The organism is Phormidesmis priestleyi ULC007, assembly GCF_001895925.1.
In the GTDB taxonomy this organism is placed as follows: domain Bacteria; phylum Cyanobacteriota; class Cyanobacteriia; order Leptolyngbyales; family Leptolyngbyaceae; genus Phormidesmis_A; species Phormidesmis_A priestleyi_A.
The window spans coordinates 60,896-85,794 of sequence record NZ_MPPI01000016.1 but is presented as its reverse complement, the minus strand read 5'-3'; the positions used below and the strand labels follow the sequence as shown (position 1 = coordinate 85,794).

The 24,899-nt window shown below is 48.0% G+C and carries 35 protein-coding genes; 25 read left to right on the top strand and 10 right to left on the bottom strand.

Annotated features, from left to right (window positions below):
- Window positions 1-125: 125 nt before the first annotated feature.
- Window positions 126-4,403, top strand: a complete 4,278-nt coding sequence (locus BRW63_RS15285; RefSeq protein WP_083582972.1) for an AAA-like domain-containing protein — start codon at window positions 126-128, stop codon at window positions 4,401-4,403.
- 172 nt (window positions 4,404-4,575) lie between these two features.
- Here BRW63_RS15285 and BRW63_RS15280 read toward each other — a convergent pair whose 3' ends face one another.
- On the bottom strand, window positions 4,576-4,743 hold the full coding sequence (locus tag BRW63_RS15280; protein ID WP_219898580.1) for a type II toxin-antitoxin system RelE family toxin: 168 nt from the start codon (window positions 4,741-4,743) through the stop codon (window positions 4,576-4,578).
- 82 nt (window positions 4,744-4,825) lie between these two features.
- On the bottom strand, window positions 4,826-5,071 hold the full coding sequence (locus BRW63_RS15275; RefSeq protein WP_073072525.1) for a hypothetical protein: 246 nt from the start codon (window positions 5,069-5,071) through the stop codon (window positions 4,826-4,828).
- A gap of 517 nt (window positions 5,072-5,588) precedes the next feature.
- On the opposite strand from BRW63_RS15275, the gene BRW63_RS15270 reads away from it, so the two are divergent.
- The 4 genes from BRW63_RS15270 (at window position 5,589) to BRW63_RS15255 (ending at window position 7,039) form a co-directional block, all read left to right on the top strand.
- A complete protein-coding gene (locus BRW63_RS15270; RefSeq protein WP_073072524.1) occupies window positions 5,589-5,897 on the top strand; it encodes a nucleotidyltransferase family protein in 309 nt (102 codons plus the stop codon).
- Complete coding sequence (locus BRW63_RS15265) at window positions 5,884-6,228, top strand: HepT-like ribonuclease domain-containing protein (RefSeq protein WP_073072522.1); 345 nt, start codon at window positions 5,884-5,886, stop codon at window positions 6,226-6,228. Before BRW63_RS15270 ends, BRW63_RS15265 begins: the two co-directional genes overlap by 14 nt.
- 190 nt (window positions 6,229-6,418) lie before the next feature.
- Window positions 6,419-6,703 carry a papain fold toxin domain-containing protein gene (locus BRW63_RS29975; RefSeq protein WP_083582971.1) on the top strand — a complete coding sequence of 95 codons (285 nt, stop codon included), beginning with the start codon at window positions 6,419-6,421 and terminating at the stop codon, window positions 6,701-6,703.
- A gap of 9 nt (window positions 6,704-6,712) precedes the next feature.
- Window positions 6,713-7,039 carry a hypothetical protein gene (locus tag BRW63_RS15255; protein WP_073072519.1) on the top strand — a complete coding sequence of 109 codons (327 nt, stop codon included), beginning with the start codon at window positions 6,713-6,715 and terminating at the stop codon, window positions 7,037-7,039.
- A 91-nt stretch (window positions 7,040-7,130) separates the two neighbouring features.
- Here BRW63_RS15255 and BRW63_RS29570 read toward each other — a convergent pair whose 3' ends face one another.
- Window positions 7,131-7,256, bottom strand: coding sequence for a hypothetical protein (locus tag BRW63_RS29570; protein ID WP_262983540.1), 126 nt, complete (start codon window positions 7,254-7,256; stop codon window positions 7,131-7,133).
- A 60-nt stretch (window positions 7,257-7,316) separates the two neighbouring features.
- On the opposite strand from BRW63_RS29570, the gene BRW63_RS15250 reads away from it, so the two are divergent.
- Genes BRW63_RS15250 through BRW63_RS15230 form a run of 6 tightly spaced genes read left to right on the top strand, consistent with a single transcriptional unit; the run spans window position 7,317 to window position 9,118 of the window.
- On the top strand, window positions 7,317-7,589 hold the full coding sequence (locus BRW63_RS15250; RefSeq protein WP_223257396.1) for a type II toxin-antitoxin system Phd/YefM family antitoxin: 273 nt from the start codon (window positions 7,317-7,319) through the stop codon (window positions 7,587-7,589).
- Window positions 7,590-7,613: 24 nt separating this feature from the next.
- The gene (locus BRW63_RS15245) at window positions 7,614-7,955 is read left to right on the top strand and encodes a nucleotidyltransferase family protein (RefSeq protein ID WP_219898578.1); all 342 of its coding nucleotides are present in this window, start codon (window positions 7,614-7,616) and stop codon (window positions 7,953-7,955) included.
- Complete coding sequence (locus BRW63_RS15240; RefSeq protein ID WP_073072515.1) at window positions 7,939-8,283, top strand: HepT-like ribonuclease domain-containing protein; 345 nt, start codon at window positions 7,939-7,941, stop codon at window positions 8,281-8,283. The genes BRW63_RS15245 and BRW63_RS15240 overlap by 17 nt, the downstream gene beginning before the upstream one ends.
- Window positions 8,276-8,401, top strand: coding sequence for a hypothetical protein (locus BRW63_RS29565; protein WP_262983539.1), 126 nt, complete (start codon window positions 8,276-8,278; stop codon window positions 8,399-8,401). Before BRW63_RS15240 ends, BRW63_RS29565 begins: the two co-directional genes overlap by 8 nt.
- 44 nt (window positions 8,402-8,445) lie before the next feature.
- Complete coding sequence (locus BRW63_RS15235) at window positions 8,446-8,736, top strand: hypothetical protein (RefSeq protein ID WP_073072513.1); 291 nt, start codon at window positions 8,446-8,448, stop codon at window positions 8,734-8,736.
- Window positions 8,726-9,118: a toxin-antitoxin system TumE family protein gene (locus tag BRW63_RS15230; protein ID WP_073072511.1), complete on the top strand. Its 393-nt coding sequence runs from the start codon at window positions 8,726-8,728 to the stop codon at window positions 9,116-9,118. Before BRW63_RS15235 ends, BRW63_RS15230 begins: the two co-directional genes overlap by 11 nt.
- A 238-nt stretch (window positions 9,119-9,356) precedes the next feature.
- On the opposite strand, the gene BRW63_RS15225 is transcribed toward BRW63_RS15230, so the two are convergent.
- Entirely contained in the window at window positions 9,357-9,542 is a 186-nt protein-coding gene (locus BRW63_RS15225) for a hypothetical protein (RefSeq protein WP_223257395.1), read from the bottom strand.
- Window positions 9,532-10,011 (bottom strand): type II toxin-antitoxin system VapC family toxin, encoded by a 480-nt coding sequence (locus BRW63_RS15220; RefSeq protein WP_073072508.1) that lies wholly within the window; start codon window positions 10,009-10,011, stop codon window positions 9,532-9,534. Before BRW63_RS15220 ends, BRW63_RS15225 begins: the two co-directional genes overlap by 11 nt.
- Before the next feature lie 130 nt (window positions 10,012-10,141).
- Between BRW63_RS15220 and BRW63_RS28960 the strand changes: the two genes are divergently transcribed.
- The 4 genes from BRW63_RS28960 to BRW63_RS15205 all read left to right on the top strand — a co-directional run bounded on the left by BRW63_RS28960 (window position 10,142) and on the right by BRW63_RS15205 (window position 11,732).
- Window positions 10,142-10,387 (top strand): hypothetical protein, encoded by a 246-nt coding sequence (locus BRW63_RS28960; protein WP_219898574.1) that lies wholly within the window; start codon window positions 10,142-10,144, stop codon window positions 10,385-10,387.
- A 185-nt stretch (window positions 10,388-10,572) separates the two neighbouring features.
- A complete protein-coding gene (locus tag BRW63_RS29560) occupies window positions 10,573-10,698 on the top strand; it encodes a hypothetical protein (RefSeq protein ID WP_262983538.1) in 126 nt (41 codons plus the stop codon).
- A gap of 12 nt (window positions 10,699-10,710) precedes the next feature.
- Complete coding sequence (locus BRW63_RS15210; RefSeq protein WP_073072504.1) at window positions 10,711-11,280, top strand: Uma2 family endonuclease; 570 nt, start codon at window positions 10,711-10,713, stop codon at window positions 11,278-11,280.
- 74 nt (window positions 11,281-11,354) lie between these two features.
- Window positions 11,355-11,732 carry a CU044_2847 family protein gene (locus tag BRW63_RS15205; protein WP_073072502.1) on the top strand — a complete coding sequence of 126 codons (378 nt, stop codon included), beginning with the start codon at window positions 11,355-11,357 and terminating at the stop codon, window positions 11,730-11,732.
- Between the two features lie 32 nt (window positions 11,733-11,764).
- On the opposite strand, the gene BRW63_RS15200 is transcribed toward BRW63_RS15205, so the two are convergent.
- The gene (locus BRW63_RS15200; RefSeq protein ID WP_073072500.1) at window positions 11,765-12,832 is read right to left on the bottom strand and encodes a dipeptide epimerase; all 1,068 of its coding nucleotides are present in this window, start codon (window positions 12,830-12,832) and stop codon (window positions 11,765-11,767) included.
- An 84-nt stretch (window positions 12,833-12,916) separates the two neighbouring features.
- Between BRW63_RS15200 and BRW63_RS15195 the strand changes: the two genes are divergently transcribed.
- Window positions 12,917-13,204 carry a Uma2 family endonuclease gene (locus BRW63_RS15195; protein WP_083582976.1) on the top strand — a complete coding sequence of 96 codons (288 nt, stop codon included), beginning with the start codon at window positions 12,917-12,919 and terminating at the stop codon, window positions 13,202-13,204.
- Between the two features lie 61 nt (window positions 13,205-13,265).
- On the opposite strand, the gene BRW63_RS15190 is transcribed toward BRW63_RS15195, so the two are convergent.
- Both BRW63_RS15190 and hisA read right to left on the bottom strand, forming a co-directional pair.
- Window positions 13,266-13,994, bottom strand: a complete 729-nt coding sequence (locus BRW63_RS15190; protein ID WP_073072497.1) for a Bax inhibitor-1/YccA family protein — start codon at window positions 13,992-13,994, stop codon at window positions 13,266-13,268.
- A 257-nt stretch (window positions 13,995-14,251) separates the two neighbouring features.
- Window positions 14,252-15,025 (bottom strand): 1-(5-phosphoribosyl)-5-[(5-phosphoribosylamino)methylideneamino]imidazole-4-carboxamide isomerase, encoded by a 774-nt coding sequence (gene hisA, locus BRW63_RS15185; RefSeq protein ID WP_073072495.1) that lies wholly within the window; start codon window positions 15,023-15,025, stop codon window positions 14,252-14,254.
- Window positions 15,026-15,153: 128 nt separating this feature from the next.
- On the opposite strand from hisA, the gene BRW63_RS15180 reads away from it, so the two are divergent.
- The 4 genes from BRW63_RS15180 (at window position 15,154) to BRW63_RS15165 (ending at window position 20,172) form a co-directional block, all read left to right on the top strand.
- Window positions 15,154-16,548 (top strand): purine-cytosine permease family protein, encoded by a 1,395-nt coding sequence (locus BRW63_RS15180; protein ID WP_181314408.1) that lies wholly within the window; start codon window positions 15,154-15,156, stop codon window positions 16,546-16,548.
- Window positions 16,549-16,769: 221 nt separating this feature from the next.
- The gene (locus BRW63_RS15175) at window positions 16,770-17,003 is read left to right on the top strand and encodes a hypothetical protein (RefSeq protein WP_073072491.1); all 234 of its coding nucleotides are present in this window, start codon (window positions 16,770-16,772) and stop codon (window positions 17,001-17,003) included.
- Window positions 17,004-17,236: 233 nt separating this feature from the next.
- Window positions 17,237-18,865: an MFS transporter gene (locus BRW63_RS15170; RefSeq protein ID WP_073072489.1), complete on the top strand. Its 1,629-nt coding sequence runs from the start codon at window positions 17,237-17,239 to the stop codon at window positions 18,863-18,865.
- A 230-nt stretch (window positions 18,866-19,095) separates the two neighbouring features.
- Window positions 19,096-20,172, top strand: coding sequence for a transporter substrate-binding domain-containing protein (locus BRW63_RS15165; protein ID WP_181314407.1), 1,077 nt, complete (start codon window positions 19,096-19,098; stop codon window positions 20,170-20,172).
- A 29-nt stretch (window positions 20,173-20,201) separates the two neighbouring features.
- On the opposite strand, the gene BRW63_RS15160 is transcribed toward BRW63_RS15165, so the two are convergent.
- A complete protein-coding gene (locus BRW63_RS15160) occupies window positions 20,202-20,564 on the bottom strand; it encodes a phage holin family protein (RefSeq protein WP_073072488.1) in 363 nt (120 codons plus the stop codon).
- 52 nt (window positions 20,565-20,616) lie between these two features.
- Window positions 20,617-21,153: a hypothetical protein gene (locus tag BRW63_RS15155; protein WP_223257394.1), complete on the bottom strand. Its 537-nt coding sequence runs from the start codon at window positions 21,151-21,153 to the stop codon at window positions 20,617-20,619.
- A gap of 324 nt (window positions 21,154-21,477) precedes the next feature.
- On the opposite strand from BRW63_RS15155, the gene BRW63_RS15150 reads away from it, so the two are divergent.
- The 5 genes from BRW63_RS15150 to BRW63_RS15135 all read left to right on the top strand — a co-directional run bounded on the left by BRW63_RS15150 (window position 21,478) and on the right by BRW63_RS15135 (window position 24,896).
- The gene (locus tag BRW63_RS15150; RefSeq protein WP_073072486.1) at window positions 21,478-21,930 is read left to right on the top strand and encodes a hypothetical protein; all 453 of its coding nucleotides are present in this window, start codon (window positions 21,478-21,480) and stop codon (window positions 21,928-21,930) included.
- A 119-nt stretch (window positions 21,931-22,049) separates the two neighbouring features.
- Window positions 22,050-23,126, top strand: coding sequence for an AOC03_06830 family ribosome hibernation factor (locus tag BRW63_RS15145; protein WP_073072485.1), 1,077 nt, complete (start codon window positions 22,050-22,052; stop codon window positions 23,124-23,126).
- Between the two features lie 12 nt (window positions 23,127-23,138).
- Entirely contained in the window at window positions 23,139-23,309 is a 171-nt protein-coding gene (locus BRW63_RS28320; protein WP_181314406.1) for a hypothetical protein, read from the top strand.
- Window positions 23,310-23,363: 54 nt separating this feature from the next.
- Window positions 23,364-23,567: a hypothetical protein gene (locus BRW63_RS15140; protein ID WP_073072484.1), complete on the top strand. Its 204-nt coding sequence runs from the start codon at window positions 23,364-23,366 to the stop codon at window positions 23,565-23,567.
- A gap of 519 nt (window positions 23,568-24,086) precedes the next feature.
- Window positions 24,087-24,896 (top strand): glucose 1-dehydrogenase, encoded by an 810-nt coding sequence (locus tag BRW63_RS15135; RefSeq protein ID WP_073072482.1) that lies wholly within the window; start codon window positions 24,087-24,089, stop codon window positions 24,894-24,896.
- Window positions 24,897-24,899: the final 3 nt, after the last annotated feature.

Here is a 24,899-nt window from a genome sequence, read left to right as displayed (position 1 = left end):
TCTGAGTTTGAGAGCGTTAGTCTTAACCTCAACCCGTTGGGATCAATTCTGGAACAAGCTGAATCAATATGGCTTTTCCATTGCGCTCTAAGGGTATCAAATAAAGGTCGCACCCGTTTTGCTATGTGCTGAATTCTCGGCAGATGGGGAAGTCGAGTCTGAAAGTGCAGACGATGCAGCGATTGCAGGCGGAAGGTGTAGCGTGTGCGGCGATCGACCTTACGCGCATCGGCACCTCAGATATGCAGCCAGAGCAATGGTATAGCAGTGTGATCGATAGCATTGTCAGCAGCTTGGATCTGTACGAGACGTTTGATCTCTACAGTTGGTGGGAAGAACACCGTTTACTTTCGTATGTGCGGCGGTTTGACAAGTTTATTGGTGAAGTATTGCTGACCGCGATTCCGCAACCGATCGTGGTCTTTATTGATGAGATTGACAGTGTTCTGAGTTTGCCGTTTAACCTCGATGACTTTTTTGCATTGATTCGAGAGTGCTATAACCGCCGATCGGAGAAGCCAGACTACGATCGCTTAACGTTTGCGCTGCTAGGGGTGACAACCCCCTCTGACTTGATGCAAGACAAGCAGCGAACGCCGTTTAATGTGGGTCGCCCGATCGAACTGATGGGGTTTCAGTTGCATGAGGCTGACCCTTTGGTTCAGGGTTTAGCGGTGAAGTCGAGCGATCCCACAGCACTGATGCAAGCCGTTTTGACTTGGACGGGTGGACAGCCGTTTTTGACGCAAAAAGTTTGTAAGTTGATTTTGAGTGCAAATGATTCTGCCTCGATCGGACAAGAAGCCGCTTGGGTGAGCGCTCTCGTTAAAAGCAGAGTGATTGAGAATTGGGAAGCGCAGGATACGCCAGAGCATTTGAAGACGATTCGCGATCGCCTCCTCTTAAGCGGAGAACAGCGCACGGGGCGACTACTGGGACTCTATCAGCAGATTATTCAACAGGGTGAAGTTGGCGCAGATGATAGCGCAGAGCAGGTAGATTTGCGGCTAACGGGCGTGGTCGTGAAGCGCGAGGGAACGCTACAGGTTTATAACCAGGTTTATCAGCAGGTATTTAATCGCGATTGGTTAGAGCGATCGCTAGCGACACTAAGACCTTATGGATCTGCGATCGCGGCTTGGCTTGATTCTGGAATGCAGGATGAATCGCGGTTGCTGCGAGGGCAAGCCTATCGAGACGCACTCGCCTGGTCACAAGGAAAGCGGTTAGACGATGCAGATTACCGCTTTTTGGGGATGAGCCAGGAGCTAGAAACGCAGCAGGTAAAGCTAAAACTGGCGGCGGAAGAGCAGGCAAAGCAGGTGCTTTCAGAGGCGAACCGCAAAGCTAATCAGCGGATTCGGTTGGGGGCGGTTGCGTTGGGGGTGATGCTGACAGGCGCGATCGCAGCAGGGTTTTCGGCTTGGCAAAGTACGCAAACAGTGATTGCTGCCAATAGCGAACGAGATCAAGCGGTTGCAGCGGTTAAAACAGCCCGTCAGGACAATCAGCAGATCTCGCAGGAAAATCAGACTTTACTAGACCAGTCAAAAAAGTCTGAGCAAAATGTTAGAGTTGCCAGCCGGAATTTGGCGCAGTCACAGCAGCAAGCACAGCAAGCAAGGCAGAGAGCGCAGCAAGCACAGCAGAAGCTGCAACAGAATGTTGCAAAAACAAAAACGGAATTAACGGAAATCCAGCGAGAATATCGATCGGCACAGGCGGCATCTGACAAAGCAGAGCAAAACGTGCAGGTGGCAAACAGAGAATTAAGCACAGCCAGAGCAGAAAGACAACAGATTTTGACAAAAGTGAATTTAGCGAGTTTGATGATTGCAGCAGCCGATGTCAGACTCAAAAGTGCCTCTTCTAAAGAAGAGTTTCTCTCTGGTGAACCGTTTAAGGCGTTACTGACAGGATTAAGAGCAGCGCAACAACTCAGACAGCTTGATCGCTCTGTTTGGGCAAAAGACTACACGCAGATGCAGACGGTAGCAGCCCTTCAGCAAGCAGTTTACAGGGTGAAGGAACAGAACAGCATGCCGCACACTGCTTATGTCTACAGTGTCAGCTTCAGCCCGGATGGACAAACCATCGCCTCGGGCAGTCTAGATAATACTATCAAGCTGTGGAAGCGAGACGGGACGCTGATCACTACGCTGAATGGACACAATGAGTCTGTGTTGAGTGTCAGCTTCAGCCCGGATGGACAAACCATCGCCTCGGGCAGTGCCGATAAGACCATCAAGCTGTGGAAGCGAGACGGAACGCTGATCACTACGCTGAGTGGACACAATGCTTTTGTGAGCAGTGTTAGCTTCAGCCCGGATGGACAAACGATCGCCTCGGGCAGTTTAGATAAGACTATCAAGCTGTGGAAGCGAGACGGGACGCTGATCACTACGCTGAATGGACACAATGATTCTGTGTACAATGTCAGCTTTAGCCCCGACGGACAAACAATCGCCTCAGGCAGTGCCGACAAGACCATCAAGCTGTGGAAGCGAGACGGGACGCTGATCACCACCCTGAATGGACATAATAATTCTGTGTGGAGTGTCAGCTTCAGCCCGGATGGACAAACAATCGCCTCTGGCAGTGGGGATAGCACTATCAAGCTGTGGAAGCGAGACGGAACGCCAACCACCACGCTGAGTGGACACAATGCTGCTGTGAGAAGTGTCAGCTTCAGCCCGGATGGACAAACAATCGCCTCAGGCAGTTTCGATAAGACCATCAAGCTGTGGAAGCGAGACGGGACGCTGATCACCACCCTGAGTGGACATAATGCTGTTTTGTTCAGTGTCAGCTTCAGCCCAGATGAACAAACGATCGCCTCTGGCAGTGGGGATAGCACTATCAAGCTGTGGAAGCGAGACGGAACGCCAACCACCACGCTGAGTGGACACAATGCTGTTGTGAGGAGTGTCAGCTTCAGCCCGGATGAACAAACGATCGCCTCTGGCAGTGATGATAAAACCATCAAGCTATGGAAGCGAGACGGAACGCTGATCACCACGCTGAATGGACACAATGCTGTTGTGAGGAGTGTCAGCTTCAGCCGGGATGGACAAACCATCGCCTCTGGCAGTGATGATAAAACCATCAAGCTATGGAAGCGAGACGGAACGCTGATCACCACGCTGAATGGACACAACGCTGTTGTGGGCAGTGTCAGCTTCAGCCCGGATGGACAAACAATCGCCTCTGGCAGTAATGATAAAACCATCAAGCTGTGGAAGCGAGACGGAACGCTGATCACTACGCTGAATGGACACAGTGATTCTGTGTACAGTGTCAGCTTCAGCCCAGATGGGCAAACGATCGCCTCTGGCAGTAATGATAAAACCATCAAGCTGTGGAAGCGAGACGGGACGCTGATCACTACGCTGAGTGGACACAATGCTTTTGTGAGCAGTGTTAGCTTCAGCCCGGATGGACAAACGATCGCCTCTGGCAGTGGGGATAGCACTATCAAGCTGTGGAAGCGAGATGGGGCGCTGATCACTACGCTGAATGGACACAATGATTCTGTGTACAGTGTCAGCTTCAGCCCGGATGGACAAACGATCGCCTCTGGCAGTTTTGACACCATCAAGCTGTGGAAGCGAGATGGGGCGCTGATCACTACGTTGAATGGACACAATGATCCTGTGCTTAGTATTAATTTCAGCCCGGATGGACAAACGATCGCCTCGGGCAGTGTCGATAACACCATCAAGCTGTGGAATTTGAACTTAGACAGTTTAGCCACCCTCGGCTGTTACTGGCTGCGAGATTACTTACCCATTCACGCTGAAGCACAACCAGGATTAGAAATCTGTCAGAATCAGTCTTTCCTAAACGCGAACGCCGCAACGCTGGTGCCCCCAGCCAGAGAATTAGCAAAAGCTAAAGATGTCGAAGGTGCAATTCAGATGTTGCAGGAAGCCGTAAAACGTGACCCTAACTTAAAGCTAAATCCTCAGACTGAAGCTATTACATTTGCTGCTCCAGCCTTTGTTGATAGAGGAAAAGAACTAGCCAAAGCAGGAGCAATTGAGGCAGCCCTGTCAAGTTATGCAAAAGCTCAAGAGCTACTTCCAGATCTCAAGATCTCGGCTAAGAGTTGGGATACACTTTGCTGGTTTGGTAGCCTCAACGGGTCTGCCAAGCAAGTTTTGTTTGCCTGTGAAAATGCAGTTAGTCTCGCCCCTGGTAATGATGCTGAATATCGGAATAGTCGAGGGTTGGCTAGAGCGCTAACGGGCAATTCAGCAGGAGCCATTGCCGACTTTCAAGCCTATCTCAAGTCAGAAATCTCCGACGAGCAGAAAGCCCAACGGCAACGCTGGATCGATGCCCTTCGTTCCGGTCAAAATCCCTTCACTCCCAAAGAACTTGAAAGCTTAAAAAACCAGTAATTTTCGTTGACTCAATCAACTTTATTGGCTAGACGTACGACATGATCGATCGGAATTGAGCGTCCGATCGCTTCCTAGCCATGACGCGATCGAGCTATTTCTCCTCGATCGTGCCTCTCCGCTAAAATGAAGGCTTTCTGTAAGGAAAACAAGTGAAAGCGATCGCCCCACTCTACTTGTGAACATTCTCGCGAGAGCCGATCGTCGTAACGACATAGACTTTGTTCTCTGAGTCCTCAACAAACAAAATCCGATATTTGCCCACTCGCAAGCAAAACTCAGGTCTGCCTTGCAGAGGTTTTACATCAAGCACACTTAAATCGGTAATCAGCGAATCCAAAGCGCTAATGACTCAAATCTGATCATCGGGTTGCATCCGCTCCAAATATTTTTGAGCAGGCTTCAGCAGAATATAATCCCAATCAGCCAACGTCTCTACCAAACAACTTTTTTTTCAACGCGGCTGAAGCTAATCCGGGATCTCGTCCGGCTTGATAATCTCGTAAAGCTGCGTCGCTTTCGGCGATCACCTCAGCAGGCATCACCTCATCTGTACCCTCAACCATAACTGGCTCGTAAATCAAAAGCCTCAGATCTTCCAACAACCGAAACCGATCGTCAAGATTAAGTTTTTGCACCAGGGTTAGAATTTCTTCATAGGTCTGCATACTTTTGCAAGTGTTGAGCAAAGTTATTTCCAGTATAGTTTCTTGCCCAGTAGAGCGATCGCCAACTGTGCAACATCACCCGCAAAAAGTAAGCGCCCGATCGTCTTCTCTGCCATAGTGCGGGCTATATCTATTTCTCCTCGATCGTACCTCCGCAGATGGATAATAGGAACTTACGATCGCCCATTTAGGCAAGAGCGATCGCACTAGAGAAAAAGTGCATTGCAGGAACATCCAGCATTTTCAAAGCTACGCGCGATCGGGCTGGAGTGATAGAGAGAGAGGCGCGATCGCTGCAATGAAACTGAAAAGCGGACAGTGCTACATTCAATACACCCACTGGTTCATCTTGTACTATGCTAAAACGACTGACGATCGCCCAAGCTCAACAGCAGCTTCCTAGCCTACCTAACCCACTCACCAAGACATTTACACTTTACTGGGAAAACTGCTAGATGAGTGGAAAAATAAAGCGATCGCCAAATGTGCGGCATTATCAGCAAAAAATGGATGAATTATGCAACCCACACTTCCCATTCAAATTTCTCAAGCTAAAATTGCTGAATTTTGCCAGCGACACCAAATCCGTCGCCTCTCTCTATTTGGCTCCGTTCTCAGAGACGATTTCAGCCCCGACAGCGATGTCGATGTCTTAGTTGAATTCGAGCCAGGATCAACACCTGGCTTTGCGATCGTCACCATGCAGCAAGAACTCTCCCATCTACTGGGCGATCGCACCGTCGATTTGCGAACCCCCCAAGAACTCAGCCGCTACATCCGAGATCGTGTCCTTAGTGAAGCCTTAGTGCAATATGTCCAGGATTGACGACCCGACTCGACTGCGCCACATGCAAGATTCCGCGATCGAAGCCATGAGCTTTGTCGAAAACTGCACTCGAAAAGATTTAGACAGCGATCGTATGCTAACACTAGCGCTGGTTAAAGACATCGAAATTATTGGCGAAGCAGCGGGCAGGGTTTCGGCTGATTGTAAAGCCAAATATCCTCAAGTGCCCTGGTTGCAAATGATTGGAATGCGAAACCGCCTAACCCATGCCTATTTTGAAATCGACCTGGATATTGTTTGGGAAGTTGTCACAAACGATTTGCCGCCGCTAGTAGCAGAGTTAGAGAAAATCATTGCTTTGGAGACGTAAAAATAAGAAAGTTGTCGAAAAAGCGATCGCCAACTGTGCAACATCACCCGCGAAAAGTAAGCGTCCGATCGCTTTCTAACCATAATGAGATTGAGCTATTTCTCCTCGATCGTGCCTCTCCGCTAAAATGAGAGCGTATCGATTCAGGTGCGGTATCCTTTGTGAAAAGTGAGAGTTCGATCAATTAAAGCTGATATCGTCAAGAATATTTATCAGTCAGAACATCCCTGGCAAAATCCTCAAGCTTAAAACCAAACGTCGTAGTGACCTTTATATTGTTAGCGATCGCATCACCTCTAATCAATCCATCACAGAAAATGGAACTCACTATGGCGTGGAAGTCTTGGGCAAAGTTTTTGATAACCTATCCCCAGAGGGAATGTCACGCGAGAACTGGCTAAATGACTTCCACTGCCGGAGTGGACAGTTCCTTCTGGAAGAATTAGACTCACTACAGCAGTCAAAACCAGACTAGGAGACCCCCATGCTAGGACTCTTCGAGGTTTTAGAACAAATCCACACCAATCCTGGGCTGTATCTCGGTCGCCCCTCCGTCAGCGACCTACTCATGTTTCTCAACGGCTACGAATTTGCCCGCACCCAGCTCGCAATTGAACTCACAGTTGCCGAAGCCCAGTTCTACGACGAGTTCCAGCCGTGGCTTCAGCAAAAACTTGGTGTCACCAGCGTCACCTCCTGGGCAAAGCTGATCATGCTCACCTGCCATGACGAAAAAACAGGGTTTGACCACTTCTTTCAACTCCTGCATGAATTCAAGCAACAGCACTCTGCCGTCGCGATCGCCGCATGATTAGAGTACAAACACCGCACTCAACGCTGTTAAAGTCAAAAATCTGAAGAGAAGCAACGTGACAGCGATCGTCTTCTCTGATGCGATCAGGCTAATGTTCCTCGATCGTGCCTCTTCGCCATAACAGCGATCGTACCCCCACAAATGGATGATGGGTTACGATCACCTGTCCAGGCAGGAGCGATCGCACTAGAGAAAAAGTGCATTGCAGAAACATCCAGCATTTTCAAAGCTACGCGCGATCGGGCTGGAGTGATAGAGAGGCGCGATCGCTGCAATGAAACTGAAAAGCGGACAGTGCTACATTCAATACACCCACTGGTTCATCTTTACTATGCTAAAACGACTGACGATCGCCCAAGCCCAACAGCAGCTTCCTAGCCTACCTAACGAACTCACCCAAGAACCCGTAATCATTACCCAGGAGGGCATTCCGGTGATGGCAGCCCTGAGCTATGCCCACCTGACTGCCCTCCTCGAAACCCTCGACATCCTCACAGACAGCGAATTCGTTGCAAAACTGCGTCAGAGCATTACTCAAGCTCACTAACGCTTCAACACTCCGTTTCACGAGATGATTTCAACTATGGAACCAGGAGACTTTAAACACTTTGAGTTACCAATGGCAGAAATTCAGGCATTTTGCGATCGCTGGCAAATTACCGAATTTGCTCTGTTTGGCTCCGTGTTGCGCGATGACTTTAACCAGAACAGTGATATTGATGTCTTAGTCACGTTTGCTCCAGATGCCAAACGGGGTCTAACCGAAACGATTCAGATGCAGGATGAACTGCAAACTCTCTTTGGTCGCAAGGTTGATCTAATCGTCAAGACTGCGATCGAGCGTAGCCAAAACTGGTTACGACGTAACAATATTTTGACTTCTGCACAGGTTATTTATGCCACGCGACAATGAATCTTTAATTGATATTGAAAGAGCCATTCGACGCACTCTGCGCTATGCAGCCGGAGTCAATCGGATAGATTTGGAAACAAACGATGAAAAAGTTTCAGCCCTGCTGTATCAAATTACAATCATTGGTGAAGCAACCAAACGTCTATCCTCTGATTTTCGTCAGCAGCATCCAGAGATTTCCTGGCGAGAAATCGCGGGAATGCGAAATGTAATTGTTCATGAGTATGATCAGGTTGATCTTGATATTGTGTGGGACGTAGTTCAGACCAAACTACCTAAACTTTTACCACTACTAGAACCACTGCTTCTGCCGCCAGTGAATGAATGACCACTCTTTTTCAGCGATCGCCAAATCTGCGGCATTACCAGCAAAAGGTAAGGACACGATTGCTTGCCGTGACGAGATCGCGCCACTCCTTCCCGATCGTACCGCTCCGCTAAAATGAAAGCGCTAGCGTAAAGCAGCCGTTCAAACCCTTTAGCAAGTTCTATGACTGAACTCAAACTCATCTCTAAACATTCAGGCTCACTGCAACCCCTAATCGAGGGTGCGATCGCTGAAGCTCTACATTCTACTGAAGCCGGAATTCAGCAGACTGCCCAACGGCTTCGAGACTTCGAGGAGAAATATCAACTTTCTACTAAGGAATTTTTGCATCGCTACGAGAACGATGAGTTTCAGGAAACTCTAGAACTTGACGAATGGATTGGAGAATTCCGCTTACTTCAACGTTTACAAGAGAAAGTGGAAAGATTGCGAGGAATTGAATTTGCCACTTGAAGCTTATTTTCAACAGATTGAAACGGCTATTTCAACTTGCTCACAATTAACTTCTTTTACATTAGACGGCGAAAAACGAGACACCTATGAAGGATTCATTCGAGCCGAAATTAAATTTACTGATGGTTCCATACTTCGTGTTCGAGAGTTCGTCAGTGTAGAGATTAGTGTCGATCGAGATATGTATGCTTATCAGTATATGGATGCCACGAATAGTTTAATTTTTCGTTATGACAACACTCCACATCATAAAAAACTGAATCTACCCACTTATCCAAATCACAAGCATGATGGCAGTGAGGAGAATGTGACCACCTCTTCTGCTCCAACGCTTTTAGACGTTTTACAAGAAATTACTGCTAGAGTCGAAAGCTTTCTGTAAGGAAAGCAAGTGAAAGCGATCGCAACCTGTGCCGCATCACCCATCAGAAGTGAGGGCGCGATCGGGATAAAGTGATAGAGGGAGAAGAACGATTGCCCTACTCCTCGCCGATCCCACCCCTCCGTTATGACAGCGATCGTATCCCCACAAATGGATGATCGTTACGATCGCCTCTCTATAGCAGGCGCGATCGCACTAGAGAAAAGGTGCATTGCAGGAACATCCAGCATTTTCAAAGCTACGTGCGATCGCGACGGTGCTTAACTTGCGCCGTGATTTCTGCAACAGTCAGCCCATCCTGCCACTGATGACGATCCTTCGCATAGTCACCACTTCCAGCCTCAAACTGCTGGAGGAACCGCACCATACCAACATAGCCTAGTTCCTTATGCAACACCGCCAAACCTTGTTGTCTAAGTTCCATTGGGGTCATCTTCAGCGCCTCCTGCTTGAACCATTGCAATAAACCATATCGCAGGATTATTGACTGTAACGGTAAGCCGTTCACGATATCGAACGGCTCTTCTCAACAACCGATCGTCGGTTGATAAAAAAACATCCGCTTGAGCCATCTCAGCACAGGCAACATGGATCGCATCAAATCCTTGAAACCCCAAGCTTTGAAGCTCATTGCCTCGATTTTCAATCCTATCATCTACTATGATGCGCGATCGAGCCATTTCTAAAGCACTTTCAATTCGCTGCCGCCGCTCTTGATCAGCAATCTGAGACACTTCAGTCTCAATCATCTCACTTCCAATCAGTTCCCACTCACCCACCTCGCAACGTTCCAAAATCCCCAAAACTGCTTCCGTTTCGATGCGAATTCGAGCTTGAGATTGGTCATCAAACAGGCGGTTAAAGCAGCAAACATCGAGATAAATGCGAGGCATAAACTGGGATCAGATGTTGTTGAATTAGGAGAGGTTGAATAGGGCGATCGGGTCAGATTTTCCCATTATGATGCGGCGATCGCTAACAGTCCATCGCACCTCTTCTGCAAAGTAGAATTTTGCGATCGCAATGTACCGCATCACCAGTCAGAATTGCGGGTGCGCTCGGTCTGGAGTGATAGAGAGAGGAGCGATCGCTGCAACGAAACTGAAAAGCGGACAGTGCTACATTAAATACACCGACTGGTTCCCCTTTACCATGCCAAAACGACTGACGATCGCCCAAGCCCAACAGCAGCTTCCTAGCCTACCTAACCAACTCACCCACGAACCCGTGATCATTCCCAAGACGGCATTCCGGCGATGGCAGCCCTGAGCTATGCCCACCTGACTGCCCTCCTCGAAACCCTCGACATCCTTACAGACAGCGACTTCATTGCAAAACTGCCAGAGCATTACTCAAGCTCAACAGGGGCAGACGATTTCTTGGGAAGAAGCCAAAAACGGAGTATGAGGTACAAGAGGACGATCGGACTTGTCAGAGCAGGATGAAGCGTTACTATGGCAAGAAGCTTAGATGTTTTAGCAGACACGAGCGGTATTACTGCTTTGCTTGACCAGGGCGATCGTCGCCATCCAGCAGCAATGTTGAAGCCGCAGTGCAATATAGTCAAGATCAGTCTCTAGGGAACACAGGTGATGACCGTTAGTAAAAACCATGCCTACTTCGCCCCCGAAGACTATTTAGAGATTGAGCGCATCAGCCCTATCAAACACGAATACCTTCAGGGACAAATCGTGGCAATGGCAGGGGCAAGCAAAGCTCATGTCATCATCACAGGCAATCTCTCTGCTTTACTCGTCAATTATCTACGCAGTACAGGCTGTATTTCCTATGCTACAGATATGAAGGTTCGCCTGCCTACCTTAAATCTTTTCTACTATCCCGATTTAGCGGTTACTTGCGACGAGCGAGATCGTCGCTCCGACGAAGACTTCATCCTGCATCCCAAGCTGATCATTGAAGTGCTATCCGATTCAACAGAAGCCTTTGACCGAGGCGATAAATTCGCCGATTACAAATCAATCTCAGAATTTGAAGAATATGCTCTGATCCACCAAAAACAAATTCTGGTCGAACGATTTCAGCGCAATGACAACTTGTGGATGCCCCAAATTTATCGAGCCGGAGACACCGTTGAATTTGCCAGCATTGGCTTTGCTTGCGCGATCGAAGCCCTCTACGAAAATGTTGCCCAGCTAATATAAAGTGCAACAATTCAGGTGTAGGAACAGCACCTATCAAAGCTAAACTGTAGACAAACTGCAACGGTTAAACATCAATGGGACGACTCACCCCAATTACTCTCGACGACGGAACCACGATCTACATCGAAGCGATCGAAAATACAGCTTCTGGCGTTCTTGTACCCGATAAGCCCATTGGCACAGGTGATCCTAAACGAGGCTTGTTTACAGACGAACCGCAGAAGCAAATTACACAAAATTTTCAAGCGATCGAACACACTATCCGAGCCTACACCCTCTACACGCTGAATGCTTTCAAAGGTGTCGCGATGGCAGAAGTCAGCGAAGTCACCCTCAAATTTGGCATCAACATCAGCAGCGAAGCGGGAGTGCCTTATATTGCCAACGCGAAAGGTGGCTGCAACCTGGAAATCAATGTGAAATGTCAGTTTCCCAAAATTCCTGAAACCTGATAGCAGAAGTTTTAGGCTTGTTCATTCCACAGCTAATTTCTAAATCGTACGCCTAACCCCGGTTGATTGTTGGGCACGACTCGTCCGTTTTGAAACACCGCACCCACAAACGGATCATCCAACAAGTTTAAATGACTATCTAAATCCAAGTGATCGGCTAATGGAGAGAGATGCGCCAATGCTGTATTCAAAAGTGAGCTGTCTGAATAGCAGCCAAGCATCACCTTTAGCCCAAACGCTTTTGCAGTGTGAATCATTCGTAACGCTTCTGACAAACCGCCTGACTTGAGCAATTTGATATTGATGCCATGCACTCGATCGACCAACAAAGGAATATCTCGACTAGTAAAACAGCTTTCATCGACAAAAATGGGCAGAGGAGACTGGTAATAAAGCTTTGCGAGGTCGGCTTCTTGACCTTTGAGTAACGGTTGCTCGATATAAGTGATGCCCTGATCTGCCAGCCAGAACGACATTTTGAGCGCCGTGTTTACATTCCAGCCCCCGTTAGCATCGACACTAATTTGCGAAATGTGCGGCGCGGCTGCTTTGACGGCTAACAGCATTGCTTGATCGGCTTCCATACCATCAGGGTTGCCGAGTTTGATTTTTAGCGCCTGAATGCCTTGGAGTGGTGCCGCGATCGTGCCTTTGCCCAACCAATCCCACACGCGCTGCTTGGCATCTTCGGGCGAACTGATGCCGATCGTCACCGAAGTTGGAACAATGCGATCGCGCTCTAACCCCCACAGTTGCCAGAGCGGTAGATTTGCCTGTTTGCCCACCCAGTCATGAAGCGCCACATCTAAGGCAGCACGGGCGGCTGATGGGAGGCGAGTTTCTGCCATTAAGCGATCGATGCGCTGACGTTCGAGCGGGTTCAAGGCTTTGAGTAGCGGCGCGATCGCTTGTAGAGAACGGGCGATCGCTTCGGTGGTCTGGGGCTTTTCTCCGACTGAAAACGGTGCGGCTTCTCCCCAGCCTTCGATGCCGTCATGCTCAATTCTGACCCAGATGTTTGTTGTCTGAGCAGTGGTGCCGCGACTGATAGTGAGGGCAAACCGCTTATGAACAGTGAAGGTCTGAATCTGAATCTGCATACCCTTTGAACAATAGACTAGATGCTTATTCTAAAGGACAGTCCGCTACAATTCGATCAACGAGATGATTTTAATGTGACAACTATGAATCTCCCTGCGCTCAAACGTCCTAACGTCCCAACTGTTAAGCGCTTTACCCTAGAAGACTATCACCGCTTGGGTGAACTCGGTTTTTTTGGGGAGCACGATCGCGTTGAGTTAATTCGAGGAGAACTTTTTGAAATGGCAGCCAAGGGAAGACCTCATGAGGTTTGTTTAACTAAGCTAATCCGCGAGTTGCTTAAGCTCGTGTCCGATCGGGCAACAATACGCTGTCAGTCGCCCATCACATTGCCTCTCATTTTAGAATTGTCTAGAGTCTTTCCTCAATAAAAGAGGAGACGAAATATTTACGTCTCCTTTAATCATTGACTAAACAGATCGAGAATCAGAACTAATCACGACCGCCGATTGCGATCATAAATCTCAGAATAAACACAAACAAATTGATGTAGGTTAGATACATTGACAGAGCAGCAGAAATATATTGATCATCGCGGTAAGTGCGAGGCAGAACAAAGAAGTCAACCACCGCTGCACCGACAAACAGCAATACGCCAATGCCGGAAATCGCAACTTCTAAAAAGCTGGGTGTATGAATTCCAAACAGATGAAGCAATAGCTGACCCATCAACACTACAAACAGTGCAATGACTCCAAGCTGCACGGTTTTGGTTAGCGCCATGCCGTCTTTCTCAGACAGATTAGAGCCGATCGATCGAGCTGCAATAAACGTCACGCCACAGCCGAGTGCAGCAATCCCGACTCCATTGATGCCAACTCCTGGAGTTTGCAGTGCCAAAGACACAATTCCGCTCAGGGTGTAGCCTGTCAGCAAGCTATAGGTCGCAAGCAGGGGTAGCGCAACGCCGTTGTTGCCTTTTTGAGCTACGCTGGAAGCGACGAAGAATAAAATCAGTTGTAAAATCACTGCCCCAATAAATGTGGGCATAAAGATTTGAGGACTGTTTTCCATCACCTGCAAGCCGCCAAATGTGCCAACTGCGGTCAATATAAGCCCGCCACCCAGCACGGGTAGGGCTTTGGAAATGACATTTGAGCCGACGATCGATTGACTTTTTGCATCCTGGACTGATTGCCGGAAGTTACTAGTGTTAGCCATGTTTTTTTACTGATGATGAAGAATGAGAGTTGCTACGGTTCTATTTTCCTTCGGTTTTTAGAAATTGGTCAGAAATTGCTGAAAAAATACCAAAGAGCGCCAAATTTGGCGCTACTGAATGAGATGAAATAACTGTAGGGGTAGCGGCCCCGTGCCTACCCCTGACGGAGGGCATCTCGCCGGGATTGCCCCTACTGCTATCACAGGTTGACAGATTAGAATTTATTCACCTGGCTAGTTTTTGAGATCTGTCTCAATTAAGCAAAGGCAGATGAGCCAAGATCGGTCGGAACGTCTTGCCAGCGACCCTGACCAACGGCGCGGACGGCTTCTTTAAGCGATACGTCGCCTGTATAGAGGGCACGACCAACGATCGCCCCTGTCACCCCCTGAGATTCGAGTGCCAACAAGCTCAACAAATCAGTCACCGAACTCACGCCTCCTGACGCGATTACCGGAATTGCAACGACGGAGGCTAGTTCTCGCAGTGCCTCTAAGTTGGGTCCTTGAAGGGTGCCGTCCCGATGAATGTCAGTGTAAATAATTGCTGCTACCCCTAATTGTGCCATTCGTTCGGCTAACTCGGTGGCGACAACTTCTGAGGTTTCGAGCCAGCCTTTGGTGGCAACCCGTCCGTTTCGGGCATCGATGCCGACGATGATCTGTCCAGGAAACTCGCGGCAGAGCGCTGCGACTAATTCGGGTTTTTCGACGGCAACGGTTCCTATAATGGCACGTTGAACGCCAGTTGATAACAAATCGGCGACGCTTTGACGATCGCGCAAGCCGCCCCCCACCTGAATGGGGATCTCAAGGGCCCGCACGATCGCTGAAATTGCCTCTAGATTCACAGGATATCCAGCTTTGGCTCCGTCTAGATCGACGAGGTGCAGTCGGGTTGCGCCTTGGTTGACCCACTGTTGCGCCATTGCAACCGGATCTTCGTTAAAGACTTCGGCTTGATCATAATCGCCCTGATAGAGGCGCACACACTTGCCATTTAGCAGGTCGATCGCGGGAATCACATCCATAAGATTGCTGTTCCTTAATGAATAGATAGAGAGAGCAGATCTTACATTGTCGGTGATGCGATCGCAGATTGATCAAATTAATAATGTTAAACTTTTCGATTGGAAAGTCATCCCCAAATCACAAAACAATGAGCCGAGTTGTTGAACAGAGAAATGTTCGTCCAAAGCAGGGCATTGAGGCGCAAGGGATCGAGCGCGTTTTACCGACAGCACGATCGCATGTGCGGATTTTGGATAACTTTACCCTGTGGCTGGCAGCAAACACCGTGCTTTCCACGATCGTGTTAGGCGCGTTAGCAATCAATGTATTTGGACTGGGCGTGTGGGACAGCATCGGTGTAATTGTCGTGTTCAATCTCCTTGGCGTTTCATCGGTTGCATTTTTTGCGACCTTGGGCCCGAAGCTCGGCTTACGCCAAATGACGATCGCGCGCTTTTCGTTCGGTTGGGTAGGTGCGAGTGTGATGGCAATGTTCAATGTCATTACCTGCCTCGGCTGGTCAGTGGTAAATGTGATTGTGGGCGGACAGTTAGTACAAGCGTTGAGTGGGGGTATAGTTCCAAGCTGGTTAGGAATTTTAGGCATCACAGCGCTGACCACGAGCGTGAGTCTTTACGGCTATCGCTATGTGCATCGTTATGGGCGATATGCTTGGATGCCGATGGGGCTAATTTTTCTGGCAATCGCAGTCATCAATGTGCCTCAAGCCACGATCGTAACGGCAAAATCGAGCGGTCTAGCCTATGTCGCGTCCCTGCTGTCATTTAGCGGCGTAATTTATGGTGCTGCCGCAGGTTGGGGCCCTTATGCCGCAGACTATAGCGCGAAACAACCAGAAACAACCCCCTCATCCAAAGTGTTTGGGCTGACCTTTTTAGGCATCTGGATTCCGTGTGTTTTGTTAGAATCACTCGGCGTATTATTGACGACTGTTCCCGCATTAAACGGCAAGAGTGGCGGAGAATTAGTTGCAGCCGCACTGAATCCACTTGGCAGTTTAGGAACCGTGATGATGCTGTTGTTGGCGCTGAGTGTGGTTGCCAACAATATTCCAAACGATTATAGTCTGGCGCTTTCAATTCAAGTGTTAGGCGGCGTTTTTCAACGAATTAAGCGCTGGATCTGGACGCTGGCAGGGTCAGTTGTCTATGCCGTAATCGCTATTAGTGCCTCTAGAAATTTTGACCAAACGTTGGAAACCTTCTTGCTCTTGATCGCCTATTGGTTGGGTCCTTGGGCAATTATTTTAGTGAGCGAACACTGCTTCCGACGTGGACAATATAATGTTGAAGACTGGAACAATCCCGATCGCTTACCCAGTGGATGGGCAGCGATCGTGGCGATGGCGTTGGGATTATTTGGGGTTTACTTAGGAGTGGCTCAAGTCGCTTTTGTGGGCCCGATCGCAGGTCTGTTTAATCCGCCTTATGGAATGGATATCGGTTTCGGGTTAGGCGTGTTGTTCGCTGCAATCACTTATCTGGTTTTGCGTCCGATCGAGCGGCGTTCAACTCAGCGTTAAGGACTTTATTAAACTTACTTGAAAACCCAAAATTTACGATGAGGACACGGCACTGCCGGGCCCCGCCAGATTGAACGATCAGTCACAATTGTCCTTACAACACTACCCTTAAAGCAGAAACGTCCCTTCATATCAATTTCATATTTTCTTGTTCTAATATAAAAGGTAAATTATCTCAGTTTCTTCTGAGCCTCGCCGTACCAGCAGGCAACCCAGCAGAGGTGAACTATAATGGCGCAATCACTCGCCGTCGCGCAGGCAACTCAATGGGTTCTAATGGCTTTACATTAGAAGGTCAAGTCCGAGCTTTTGCCTCTTCTGCCAACGGTTTGCGGGTGATCAACACTTCTGGCAAGTGTTTCATTGAAGTATTTGATTCACGAGTGATTTCAAGTTCTTGCAATACCTCCGTTCCCAACAGTTCAACACAATTTAAGGGAAAAGTTCAGTTTTAGTCAGATCAAGCTGTATGGCTACGATCGTTCCATTATTTACAAAAGGTGATTGCATAATAAAACTTAAAGAATAGTAAGAAAAATTTAGAGTGGCGACGTGGATCAACTATGTAATGATTGCTCAAAAGAGTTCATCGCCATCGGACACAAAGCAATCTGCTTCTTTACAATCTTAAGGAACATTCTTAAGATTGTTCATTCCTGATAGCGGCTAAAGGATTGAGAGGTGTTCCATGGAGCAAGCGCAGACGGTTCAACTTGGGCGGCGGGGCTTTTGGGCAATTAGTCTCACCTTATTTATGATTGCCTATAACGTCAGTGTTGTGCCCGCCATTATGCCCTCGATTGTGCAAGATCTCGATTCGAGCGTTGGCTATATTCAGAGTATTCTCGTACTTTTCTCGCTGGTCACGGCTTCCTTCGCACCCACAACAGAAAACCTGTGCCGCTTTTATGGTCGAACTCGCGTCTTCGTCATTGGCTTGATCGTCTATGGCATCGGGATTGTTCTGACCTCCCTAAGCCCTACGATCGCAGGGCTGACGGTCAGTTTTGCGCTGTTGACGGGTCTAGCTGCCACTCCTTTAATTAGCGCCCCCTGGACGATCGCGGATCTATTCTGCCAGGGCAAAGCGGCAGAGCGGGCAATCTTAGTGCTAATTGTGGCTTCGTCGCTGGGCGGCTTGTCTGGTGGGTTGCTGGGCGGCTATCTCGCCTCAAACTTTAGTTGGCGTTGGGCATTTTTGCCCTCGCTCGGCGTGCTTCTTGTCATCTTGGTGTTGCGGCGATCGCTGCCAAAGCTGGCAGTTCTCAGTCAGCAGCCGATTGATTGGGTCGGCGGATTGCTCTCATTTTTAGGACTTGGTTCTATTTTACTAGGCGTTAGCCTAGCAGGAGAATTTGGCTGGTGGGAACCGAAGCGCGTGTTTTCAGTTGCAGGTTTAGTCATTCCACCGTTTCAGCTCTCGATCGTGCCCACATTAATGGCTGTGGGGATGATTACTCTAGGGTTCTTCGTCTTTTGGCAGCGACGGCAGGCAGACCGATGTGGGGCTTCTTTACTCCGAGCCGGACTCTTGCGGAAGCGAGGATTTGTACTAGGAGTACTCACTTCAATGCTGCATGTGCTGATTACAACAGGGGTGCAGTTTAATCTCTATCAGTTTGTGCCTGTTGCGCTATCGCTGAATCCATTTAGAACTGCGCTGACGGTGATTCCCTATAACCTGACCATGATCATTGTGGTCGTTGCCGTTTTGAAGTATTTGCCTTTGAGCGGTCGCTTCGTGCCCAAGTACGTCCTGCATACTGGGATTGCTCTGCTTGCGGGTGGCATTTGGACACTCTACATCAGCTTACATCTTCAAGTCACCTCACTTGAACTGATGCCGGGGTTAATTATTATGGGTGTAGGTTCAGGGTTATTTGTGTCGTATATTACGGGTCTCACTTACTCAACTGCTTCAGTAGATGAGAAACCGGAAGGCTCTGGAATTTATAATCCGGCTCAAAATTTGGGTAGCTCATTGGGAAGAGCAATTCTCGGTACATTGCTAGTATTTTTTGCCTCTCGCGACATTGTGGATGGCATCTTACAACAGCTTGGCAAAACATTAGAGCCAGCTCAACGCGGTCTGGTCATTGCTGAATTACAAGAAATGATTCAAACGCTTTCTAGAGAAGAAATCAGAACAGTCTTGGTTAACAAAGTGCCGCCATCAATTTATCCTATGCTGCGATCGATTAACCTTGAGGCGGTCAATTCAGGCATGAAAACTTCACTGTTGATTGCACTGATGTTCACAGGAATTTGTTTTCTGTTCGCTACAACCCTGCCCAAGTATCCTGCAACCCGATCGTGATGCGCCAACGCTTTTCTCCACGACAACGGTTTAGGAACACAGGATATAATATATTAGTTTCACTTTGGCAGACTGTGAAAGCAAAGCGCTATCTCATTTCTTGCTTGATCCAAAGGAACGATCGCACACCACTCAGCGCAATCAGCGATCGCCCTCAATCCTGTGCAAAAAGATGGCAAGACAAGGCCCGAAGAGCACTGATCGCTCTGTTGTTATTGACGGTATTATTCGTGGCATCCCCTGCACATACTCAATCTCCATCCCCTTCTCCCGAACTTCCCCCTGCGGCAAATAGCGCTCAACCGCTGCGAATTGCAACCCGCTTCATCAAACCAGATGTCTTTGAGAAAGACGGACAAATCGTCGGGTTTAGCGCCGATCTGGGACGGAGTATTCTAGAGCAATTGCAAAGAAAGGCGGAACTGAAGACCTATACAAATGTGCCCGAAATTCTGAACGCGATTAGTTTGGGGCAGGCTGACTTGGGCATCGCCGCGATCGCCATTACCAGACAACGAGAACAGGATTTCGATTTCTCCCATCCGATTCTCTCTGGAGGGTTGCAAATTATGGTGCTCGATCGAGATGAACAAACTAGACACTCTGAGCGGAAGTTATTGCAGAGATTGCTTGATCCCAGTCTCCTCAGGTTATTTGGTATTGTCACCCTCTTGATGCTAATACCCGTGCATATCGTCTGGTATTTTGAACGCAATAACAAGGAATTGATTGACAATCCATCCTATTTGCCCGGCATCTTTCAAGCGCTTTGGTGGACAATGTTAGCCCTCGTAGGGCAAGCAGAAGAAATGCCCAAAAGAGCTGTGGCCAGGGTTATAGCATTATTTTGGGTCTTTGTCGGCATTGTTTTTGTCGCCTATTTCACGGCTATTATGACCGCCGAGTTAACAGTTCAAGAACTTCAAGGCAGTATTCAAGGATTAAGTGATTTACAAAACCGTCCTGTTGCTGTAGTTGCAGACAGCGAAGCCCTTGATTATTTGCAAAAGCAAAACCTTCAAGTGATAGAGTTCCCTCAACCCGAACAGGCTTATGAAGCATTGTTGGCTAAAAAAGTCGATGCTCTCGTGGCACCCCGTCCTTTATTGCTCTACTATGCCTCCCATGAAAGGCGAGATAGGGTTCAGATTGTGGGAACACCGTTTCGAGATCAGTTTTATTCGATCGTCATGCCGAGAGATAGTCCTTACCGCAAACCCATTAATCAAGCGATCTTGACCCTAAAGGAAAATGGCACCTATGCGGAGATTTATCGCAAGTGGTTTGGTGTTAGGCCTCAAGATTAATCGAGAAAGGCGAGTTCTCTAGTCAGTTCTCAAGCAGCGACTAAGCGAATTTGATTCAAAATGAAAAATAGGATGGAGTTAATAATTGTTAGAGCGATCGCACCCAGAATGGCACTGCCAATCCCCCACCGCAATCGGAACCCTTCTACTAACCAGGCAGCTAAACCAAAAACAATAATGCTGCCAATGAGAGGAATTAGCCCCAAACTAAAAACCGCCGGGATTGCCCTCAGCCAACCAGGAATCAAACTATAAAGCCCATTAAATGCACCAATAATTGCGCCCGCAATGAGTGCTTTAACTGGGCTATCAATCTCAACACCCAGGGGTAGCTTAGAGATAATCAACAAACTCACTGCGGTCACAACGATAGCAATCAGAAAGCCTGTCATTAGTTGGCTCCTTGTCTCTTAGTTATAGAACACACAAACTGTAATCTCGTCTCTAGGGCTTAAAGCTTAACGCATTATCAATGGATGACAATGCCCCAGATTCCGGGCGGCTCACCCGTTCACCGCCGATGCCAAACAGACCTTCCTCTTTAACCGCTTGAGCGACCTGAGTAGCGATTGCTAAAATCCATTGCTTAAATTCTTCCGCCTGCCCGATCGGGACTTTCGATACCAGAATAGCTCCTACTTCATTGAAGTGAGCGATCGCCTGTTTTTGCCCATCAGACGCACTGTTAAAGGTTTGAATCGTTGCCAGCAAATCAGACTGCTGCTTCAATAACAACTGCTCTCCCTGAAGTGGCTCTTGGGCAACAACCTCTCTTAGGGAAGCAATCACTGACCTGACTAGATCACTAGAAACATCCCCCCGCTGTAGTTCGGCTGCCATGATTTGAACGGCTGCCTGCATTTCTTTTAAGAGGGAAACTGGGTCAGCTTTGTCTGCAAGGACGATCGTCAAGATGGCTTGCTTAGGAGTTTGCAACAGAGTTGCCCACTCGCTATCTGAAAAATATTGCTGCTTCATCATTCAATCCCTGATCTACACAATACTTAAAAGTTTCAACTGCAATAAGAAATCATTGATATGAAATCGTAAGTATACAGAGAAAATATATGAAAGTGATAAGAGCCGATCCATAAAAATAACTAAAGTTGTCCTGCTTCTGCTCAGAAGCTATAGTGGTGGATCTTGGCAAGATTGTTCCTGCTACTTTTAGTCGCCTGCTAACTTAACGTTGAGATACCTATCTACATTCCTATTAGTTTCATATAATTGTTGACTATAATCCGCTATACTAGCTTTCCAAAGATTCGCTGTTTGTCCACTTTGTTTCAGAAACCGAGGTTTTCTATGATTTCTAATCGTGTGTCTAATTTCTTTCTGGCTGCACTACCACTGCTTTTACTAGTAAGCTGCACGGGTGGCTCTTCAACCCAATCACCCCAACCAACCCAATCCACCGTATCAACTCAAGACAATAAAGCTCAACTCTGTACCGATTTGGCGCGATTCGACACAGCAGTCGCCGCTCTCAAAAGCATGAGTCCTAGTTCCACAGTCGGTGATTTTAGAAAGGCGCGAGATCAGGTTAAAACAGCGTACAGTGCTGTTAAAGCCACGGCTGCAACTGTCCAAGATTCAAAAATTGCCGATTTAGATAAGGCGTACGCGAACCTGGACACAGCAATTACAGGGATGCCTGATAACGCAACGCTCAGTCAAGCGAATGCGATGGTTACTCCTAAAGTTGCGGCAGTGCAAGCGGCTGAAGCCCAAATGAAATCGAGGGTGAGTTGTCCTTAATCAGGATACCGATCGGATCAGATCCAGACGCAAAACTGGAAAGCGTGATAACCAAAGGGTCAGCATACCTCACTACTGTAAGACTGCTATAACCACTTAAAACTTGATAGGAAATACTCATGATTACTCGTCAAGATCTGAAGCAATTACAGTCTTTGATCAAGGTGCCTGCGCTTTCCATTTTGTTGCCCACCCATCGGACATCGCCCGATAACAAACAAGACCCCATTCGAGTCAAAAATCTCGTAGATGAGGCAACAGGGCGGCTGGCCGAAGAATTTTCTAGCCGCGAGTTAGAGCCGTTACTCAAACAGCTCGAAACCCTTGTGGGCGAAATTGACTATCCCCACACGCTAGATGGTTTGGCACTCTATGTCGGTCATGACTTTGCCAAGCTCTATTATCTCCCGTTTGCTGTCCCTGCACGGGTTGTGATTGATCAAACCTTTGCAACCCGCGATCTGGTTTATGGTATGCATCGGGCCCAGCGCTATTGGGTTTTGCTGTTGAGCCAGGCATCTACTCGCTTGTTAGCCGGAACAGGAGAAACTCTTGAGGAAGTGAGCGATGAAAACTTTCTGATGCAAATGACCGGTCCCGGAGCCACTACTGCGCTTCCCTATGATTCGGATTCTAGCTATATGGACGACAGGCATCGCCGATTTTTTCAGCAAGTAGACAGGGCGTTGACATTCTATATGCAGGACGAGGCGCTGCCACTGATTGTTGGCGGAGTGGTTCGTCAAGTCTCCTTCTTTCAAGAAGTTTCGCAACATACTCCAGCGATCGCAGGCACTCTTGGCGGCAACTTTGACAAAGCAACTATCTCCGAAATAACCCCTGAGGTGTGGTCAATCGTGCAGACTGTTCGGGAGGCGCAGCGAGTCGATGCACTCCAAGTATTAGATAACGCGATGAGCGCTCAAGCGGTTGTTTCTACGATCGAAGAAGCGTGGCGGTTGGCGCAAGAAGGTCGAGGAAAACTGCTTTTGGTTGAAAAGAATTATCATATTCCGGCGATCCTAACCGAAAACGGCGATCTAGAGTTAGTAGAACAGGCAGGCGGCACCGAAGTGATGGATGATGCCGTGGATGAAGTGATCGAAGCTGTATTGGCGAAGGGAGGAAACGTCGCTATTGTGGACGATGGAGCGCTCTCCAATCATCATCGAATTGCACTAACTTTGCGGTATTGATGTAACCGTGAAGTGTTTACTCTTGACAAGAAAGCCTGGTGCGATCGCTGGCAGACTTTGCAAAATGGCACTTTCACAGTGCCTACGAGTCTTGACCCAAACCCTAAATGCAACCCTGTCACCCTAAAGAATGGGCGCTATCAACGGGAAGATGGAAAGTTCATTGTCGAACTTGTGAACTAGAAGGGATGGATTGCTTTTGGGGATCTCAACAACGATGGCAAAAAAGATGCTGCTGTGCTGGATGTTGACGGAAAAGCGCAGGTGCTAACCCCAGTCAAACTAGGGGAGCGAATTATACTCGACAACGCACTCACTATTGATAACAACCGCATTACAGTGCCCCTTTTGACGGCAACAGAGGTCATCGATCGTGCCTATGTTGTTGATGGCACGACTCTCAAAGAAGCGCGAAAAACGAACTACAAAAACAAGAGATGACTTGTAGGGGCAATCCCCCTGCGGTTGCCCTCCATATATCTACTCCTACAGTCATTTCACCCCCTCATTCTGCAACAACGCCGACTTTTTTGGCGGGATGCCGAATCATCCATCATCCATCCTCTGTCAAATCAGGAATATTGGGGTGTATACGAACGTCCTTTCATATCAGTTTCATATTTTCTTGTTCTAATCTAAAGAACGAATCATATTTTGTAACATAAGTAGTTTTCATCAGGTTTAGCATGTCTCAATGATGCGTCCCTACCCCTTTAAAAGGCGAACTGAATCGTTACGGCTTCCTCATATTTTCTGGTTTGAAACTGCTGTTTTTTGAATGCAAAGTCGTATTACTTGGGATGCAAGCGGCAATTATCGAAAATACGTAACGAATGGAACAAAGTCTTCAGAAATTTGATGCAACCCTTGAGATAACTGAGTTACTTATCCTCTTCCTTAGAGCTTGAAGTATCTTAATGTTTCCGGGTGAAGAAGTTAGGGTCTCTTTGGGAAGACACTATGAAAAATTTGAAAGGTAAAAATGCCCTGATTACGGGTGCGAATTCTGGAATTGGACAGGCGATCGCTATTCGTCTTGCCCAAGAAGGCTGCAATATTGCGATCAACTACCGCCGGAAGTTAGAGGAAGCGGAGCACACAGAAAAAATGGCCCTGCAAAGTGCCCGTGAAGCTGGGAAAGAGAGCAGTGTGCAATCCCTATTAGTGCAGGGAGATGTCTCTCAAGAAGAGGACATTATTCGTGTTGTGAACTCTGTGGTTCAAAAATTTGGCAGCCTCGACATTTTAGTGAACAGTGCCGGAATTCAAACAGAGGGTGTCTCGCACGATGTCCCAACGGATCAGTTTGATCAAGTCATTGCGGTTAATCTGCGAGGCGCTTATCTGTGTGCGCGAGAAACCATCAAGCATCTACTGGCACAACAGCGTTCTGGTGTGATTATCAATGTTTCTAGCGTTCACGAAGTCATTCCTCGCCCGATGTATCTCAGCTACGCCATTAGCAAAGGGGGAATGGGAAGCTTAACCAAAACACTAGCTTTGGAGTATGCAAATCGGGGAATCCGAGTGAATGCGATCGCGCCCGGAGCCACCGAAACACCGATCAATGAAAGCTGGACAACCGATTTAGAAAAAAAAGCGATCGTTGAGAGTCATATCCCGATGGGACGATCGGGAACCTCTGATGAGATGGCGGCTGCGGTTGCTTTTCTGGCATCAGATGAAGCCGCTTATATTACTGGACAAACCCTATTCATTGATGGCGGGCTGACGCTCTACGCCGACTTCCGAGAAGCCTGGTCAGCATAGGAT

Bases quoted from the DNA above. Each gene is read 5' to 3' on its own strand.
- BRW63_RS15275 (WP_073072525.1), bottom strand. From the start codon at position 5,071: ATGCAGACCTATGAAGAAATTCTAACCCTGGTGCAAAAACTTAATCTT.
- BRW63_RS15270 (WP_073072524.1), top strand. From the start codon at position 5,589: ATGCAACCCACACTTCCCATTCAAATTTCTCAAGCTAAAATTGCTGAA.
- BRW63_RS15265 (WP_073072522.1), top strand. From the start codon at position 5,884: ATGTCCAGGATTGACGACCCGACTCGACTGCGCCACATGCAAGATTCC.
- BRW63_RS15255 (WP_073072519.1), top strand. From the start codon at position 6,713: ATGCTAGGACTCTTCGAGGTTTTAGAACAAATCCACACCAATCCTGGG.
- BRW63_RS29570 (WP_262983540.1), bottom strand. From the start codon at position 7,256: ATGTTTCTGCAATGCACTTTTTCTCTAGTGCGATCGCTCCTGCCTGGA.
- BRW63_RS15250 (WP_223257396.1), top strand. From the start codon at position 7,317: ATGAAACTGAAAAGCGGACAGTGCTACATTCAATACACCCACTGGTTC.
- BRW63_RS15245 (WP_219898578.1), top strand. From the start codon at position 7,614: ATGATTTCAACTATGGAACCAGGAGACTTTAAACACTTTGAGTTACCA.
- BRW63_RS15240 (WP_073072515.1), top strand. From the start codon at position 7,939: ATGCCACGCGACAATGAATCTTTAATTGATATTGAAAGAGCCATTCGA.
- BRW63_RS29565 (WP_262983539.1), top strand. From the start codon at position 8,276: ATGAATGACCACTCTTTTTCAGCGATCGCCAAATCTGCGGCATTACCA.
- BRW63_RS15235 (WP_073072513.1), top strand. From the start codon at position 8,446: ATGACTGAACTCAAACTCATCTCTAAACATTCAGGCTCACTGCAACCC.
- BRW63_RS15225 (WP_223257395.1), bottom strand. From the start codon at position 9,542: ATGGAACTTAGACAACAAGGTTTGGCGGTGTTGCATAAGGAACTAGGC.
- BRW63_RS15220 (WP_073072508.1), bottom strand. From the start codon at position 10,011: ATGCCTCGCATTTATCTCGATGTTTGCTGCTTTAACCGCCTGTTTGAT.
- BRW63_RS28960 (WP_219898574.1), top strand. From the start codon at position 10,142: ATGTACCGCATCACCAGTCAGAATTGCGGGTGCGCTCGGTCTGGAGTG.
- BRW63_RS29560 (WP_262983538.1), top strand. From the start codon at position 10,573: ATGGCAAGAAGCTTAGATGTTTTAGCAGACACGAGCGGTATTACTGCT.
- BRW63_RS15210 (WP_073072504.1), top strand. From the start codon at position 10,711: ATGACCGTTAGTAAAAACCATGCCTACTTCGCCCCCGAAGACTATTTA.
- BRW63_RS15205 (WP_073072502.1), top strand. From the start codon at position 11,355: ATGGGACGACTCACCCCAATTACTCTCGACGACGGAACCACGATCTAC.
- BRW63_RS15200 (WP_073072500.1), bottom strand. From the start codon at position 12,832: ATGCAGATTCAGATTCAGACCTTCACTGTTCATAAGCGGTTTGCCCTC.
- BRW63_RS15195 (WP_083582976.1), top strand. From the start codon at position 12,917: ATGAATCTCCCTGCGCTCAAACGTCCTAACGTCCCAACTGTTAAGCGC.
- BRW63_RS15190 (WP_073072497.1), bottom strand. From the start codon at position 13,994: ATGGCTAACACTAGTAACTTCCGGCAATCAGTCCAGGATGCAAAAAGT.
- hisA (WP_073072495.1), bottom strand. From the start codon at position 15,025: ATGGATGTGATTCCCGCGATCGACCTGCTAAATGGCAAGTGTGTGCGC.
- BRW63_RS15180 (WP_181314408.1), top strand. From the start codon at position 15,154: ATGAGCCGAGTTGTTGAACAGAGAAATGTTCGTCCAAAGCAGGGCATT.
- BRW63_RS15170 (WP_073072489.1), top strand. From the start codon at position 17,237: ATGGAGCAAGCGCAGACGGTTCAACTTGGGCGGCGGGGCTTTTGGGCA.
- BRW63_RS15160 (WP_073072488.1), bottom strand. From the start codon at position 20,564: ATGACAGGCTTTCTGATTGCTATCGTTGTGACCGCAGTGAGTTTGTTG.
- BRW63_RS15155 (WP_223257394.1), bottom strand. From the start codon at position 21,153: ATGATGAAGCAGCAATATTTTTCAGATAGCGAGTGGGCAACTCTGTTG.
- BRW63_RS15150 (WP_073072486.1), top strand. From the start codon at position 21,478: ATGATTTCTAATCGTGTGTCTAATTTCTTTCTGGCTGCACTACCACTG.
- BRW63_RS15145 (WP_073072485.1), top strand. From the start codon at position 22,050: ATGATTACTCGTCAAGATCTGAAGCAATTACAGTCTTTGATCAAGGTG.
- BRW63_RS15135 (WP_073072482.1), top strand. From the start codon at position 24,087: ATGAAAAATTTGAAAGGTAAAAATGCCCTGATTACGGGTGCGAATTCT.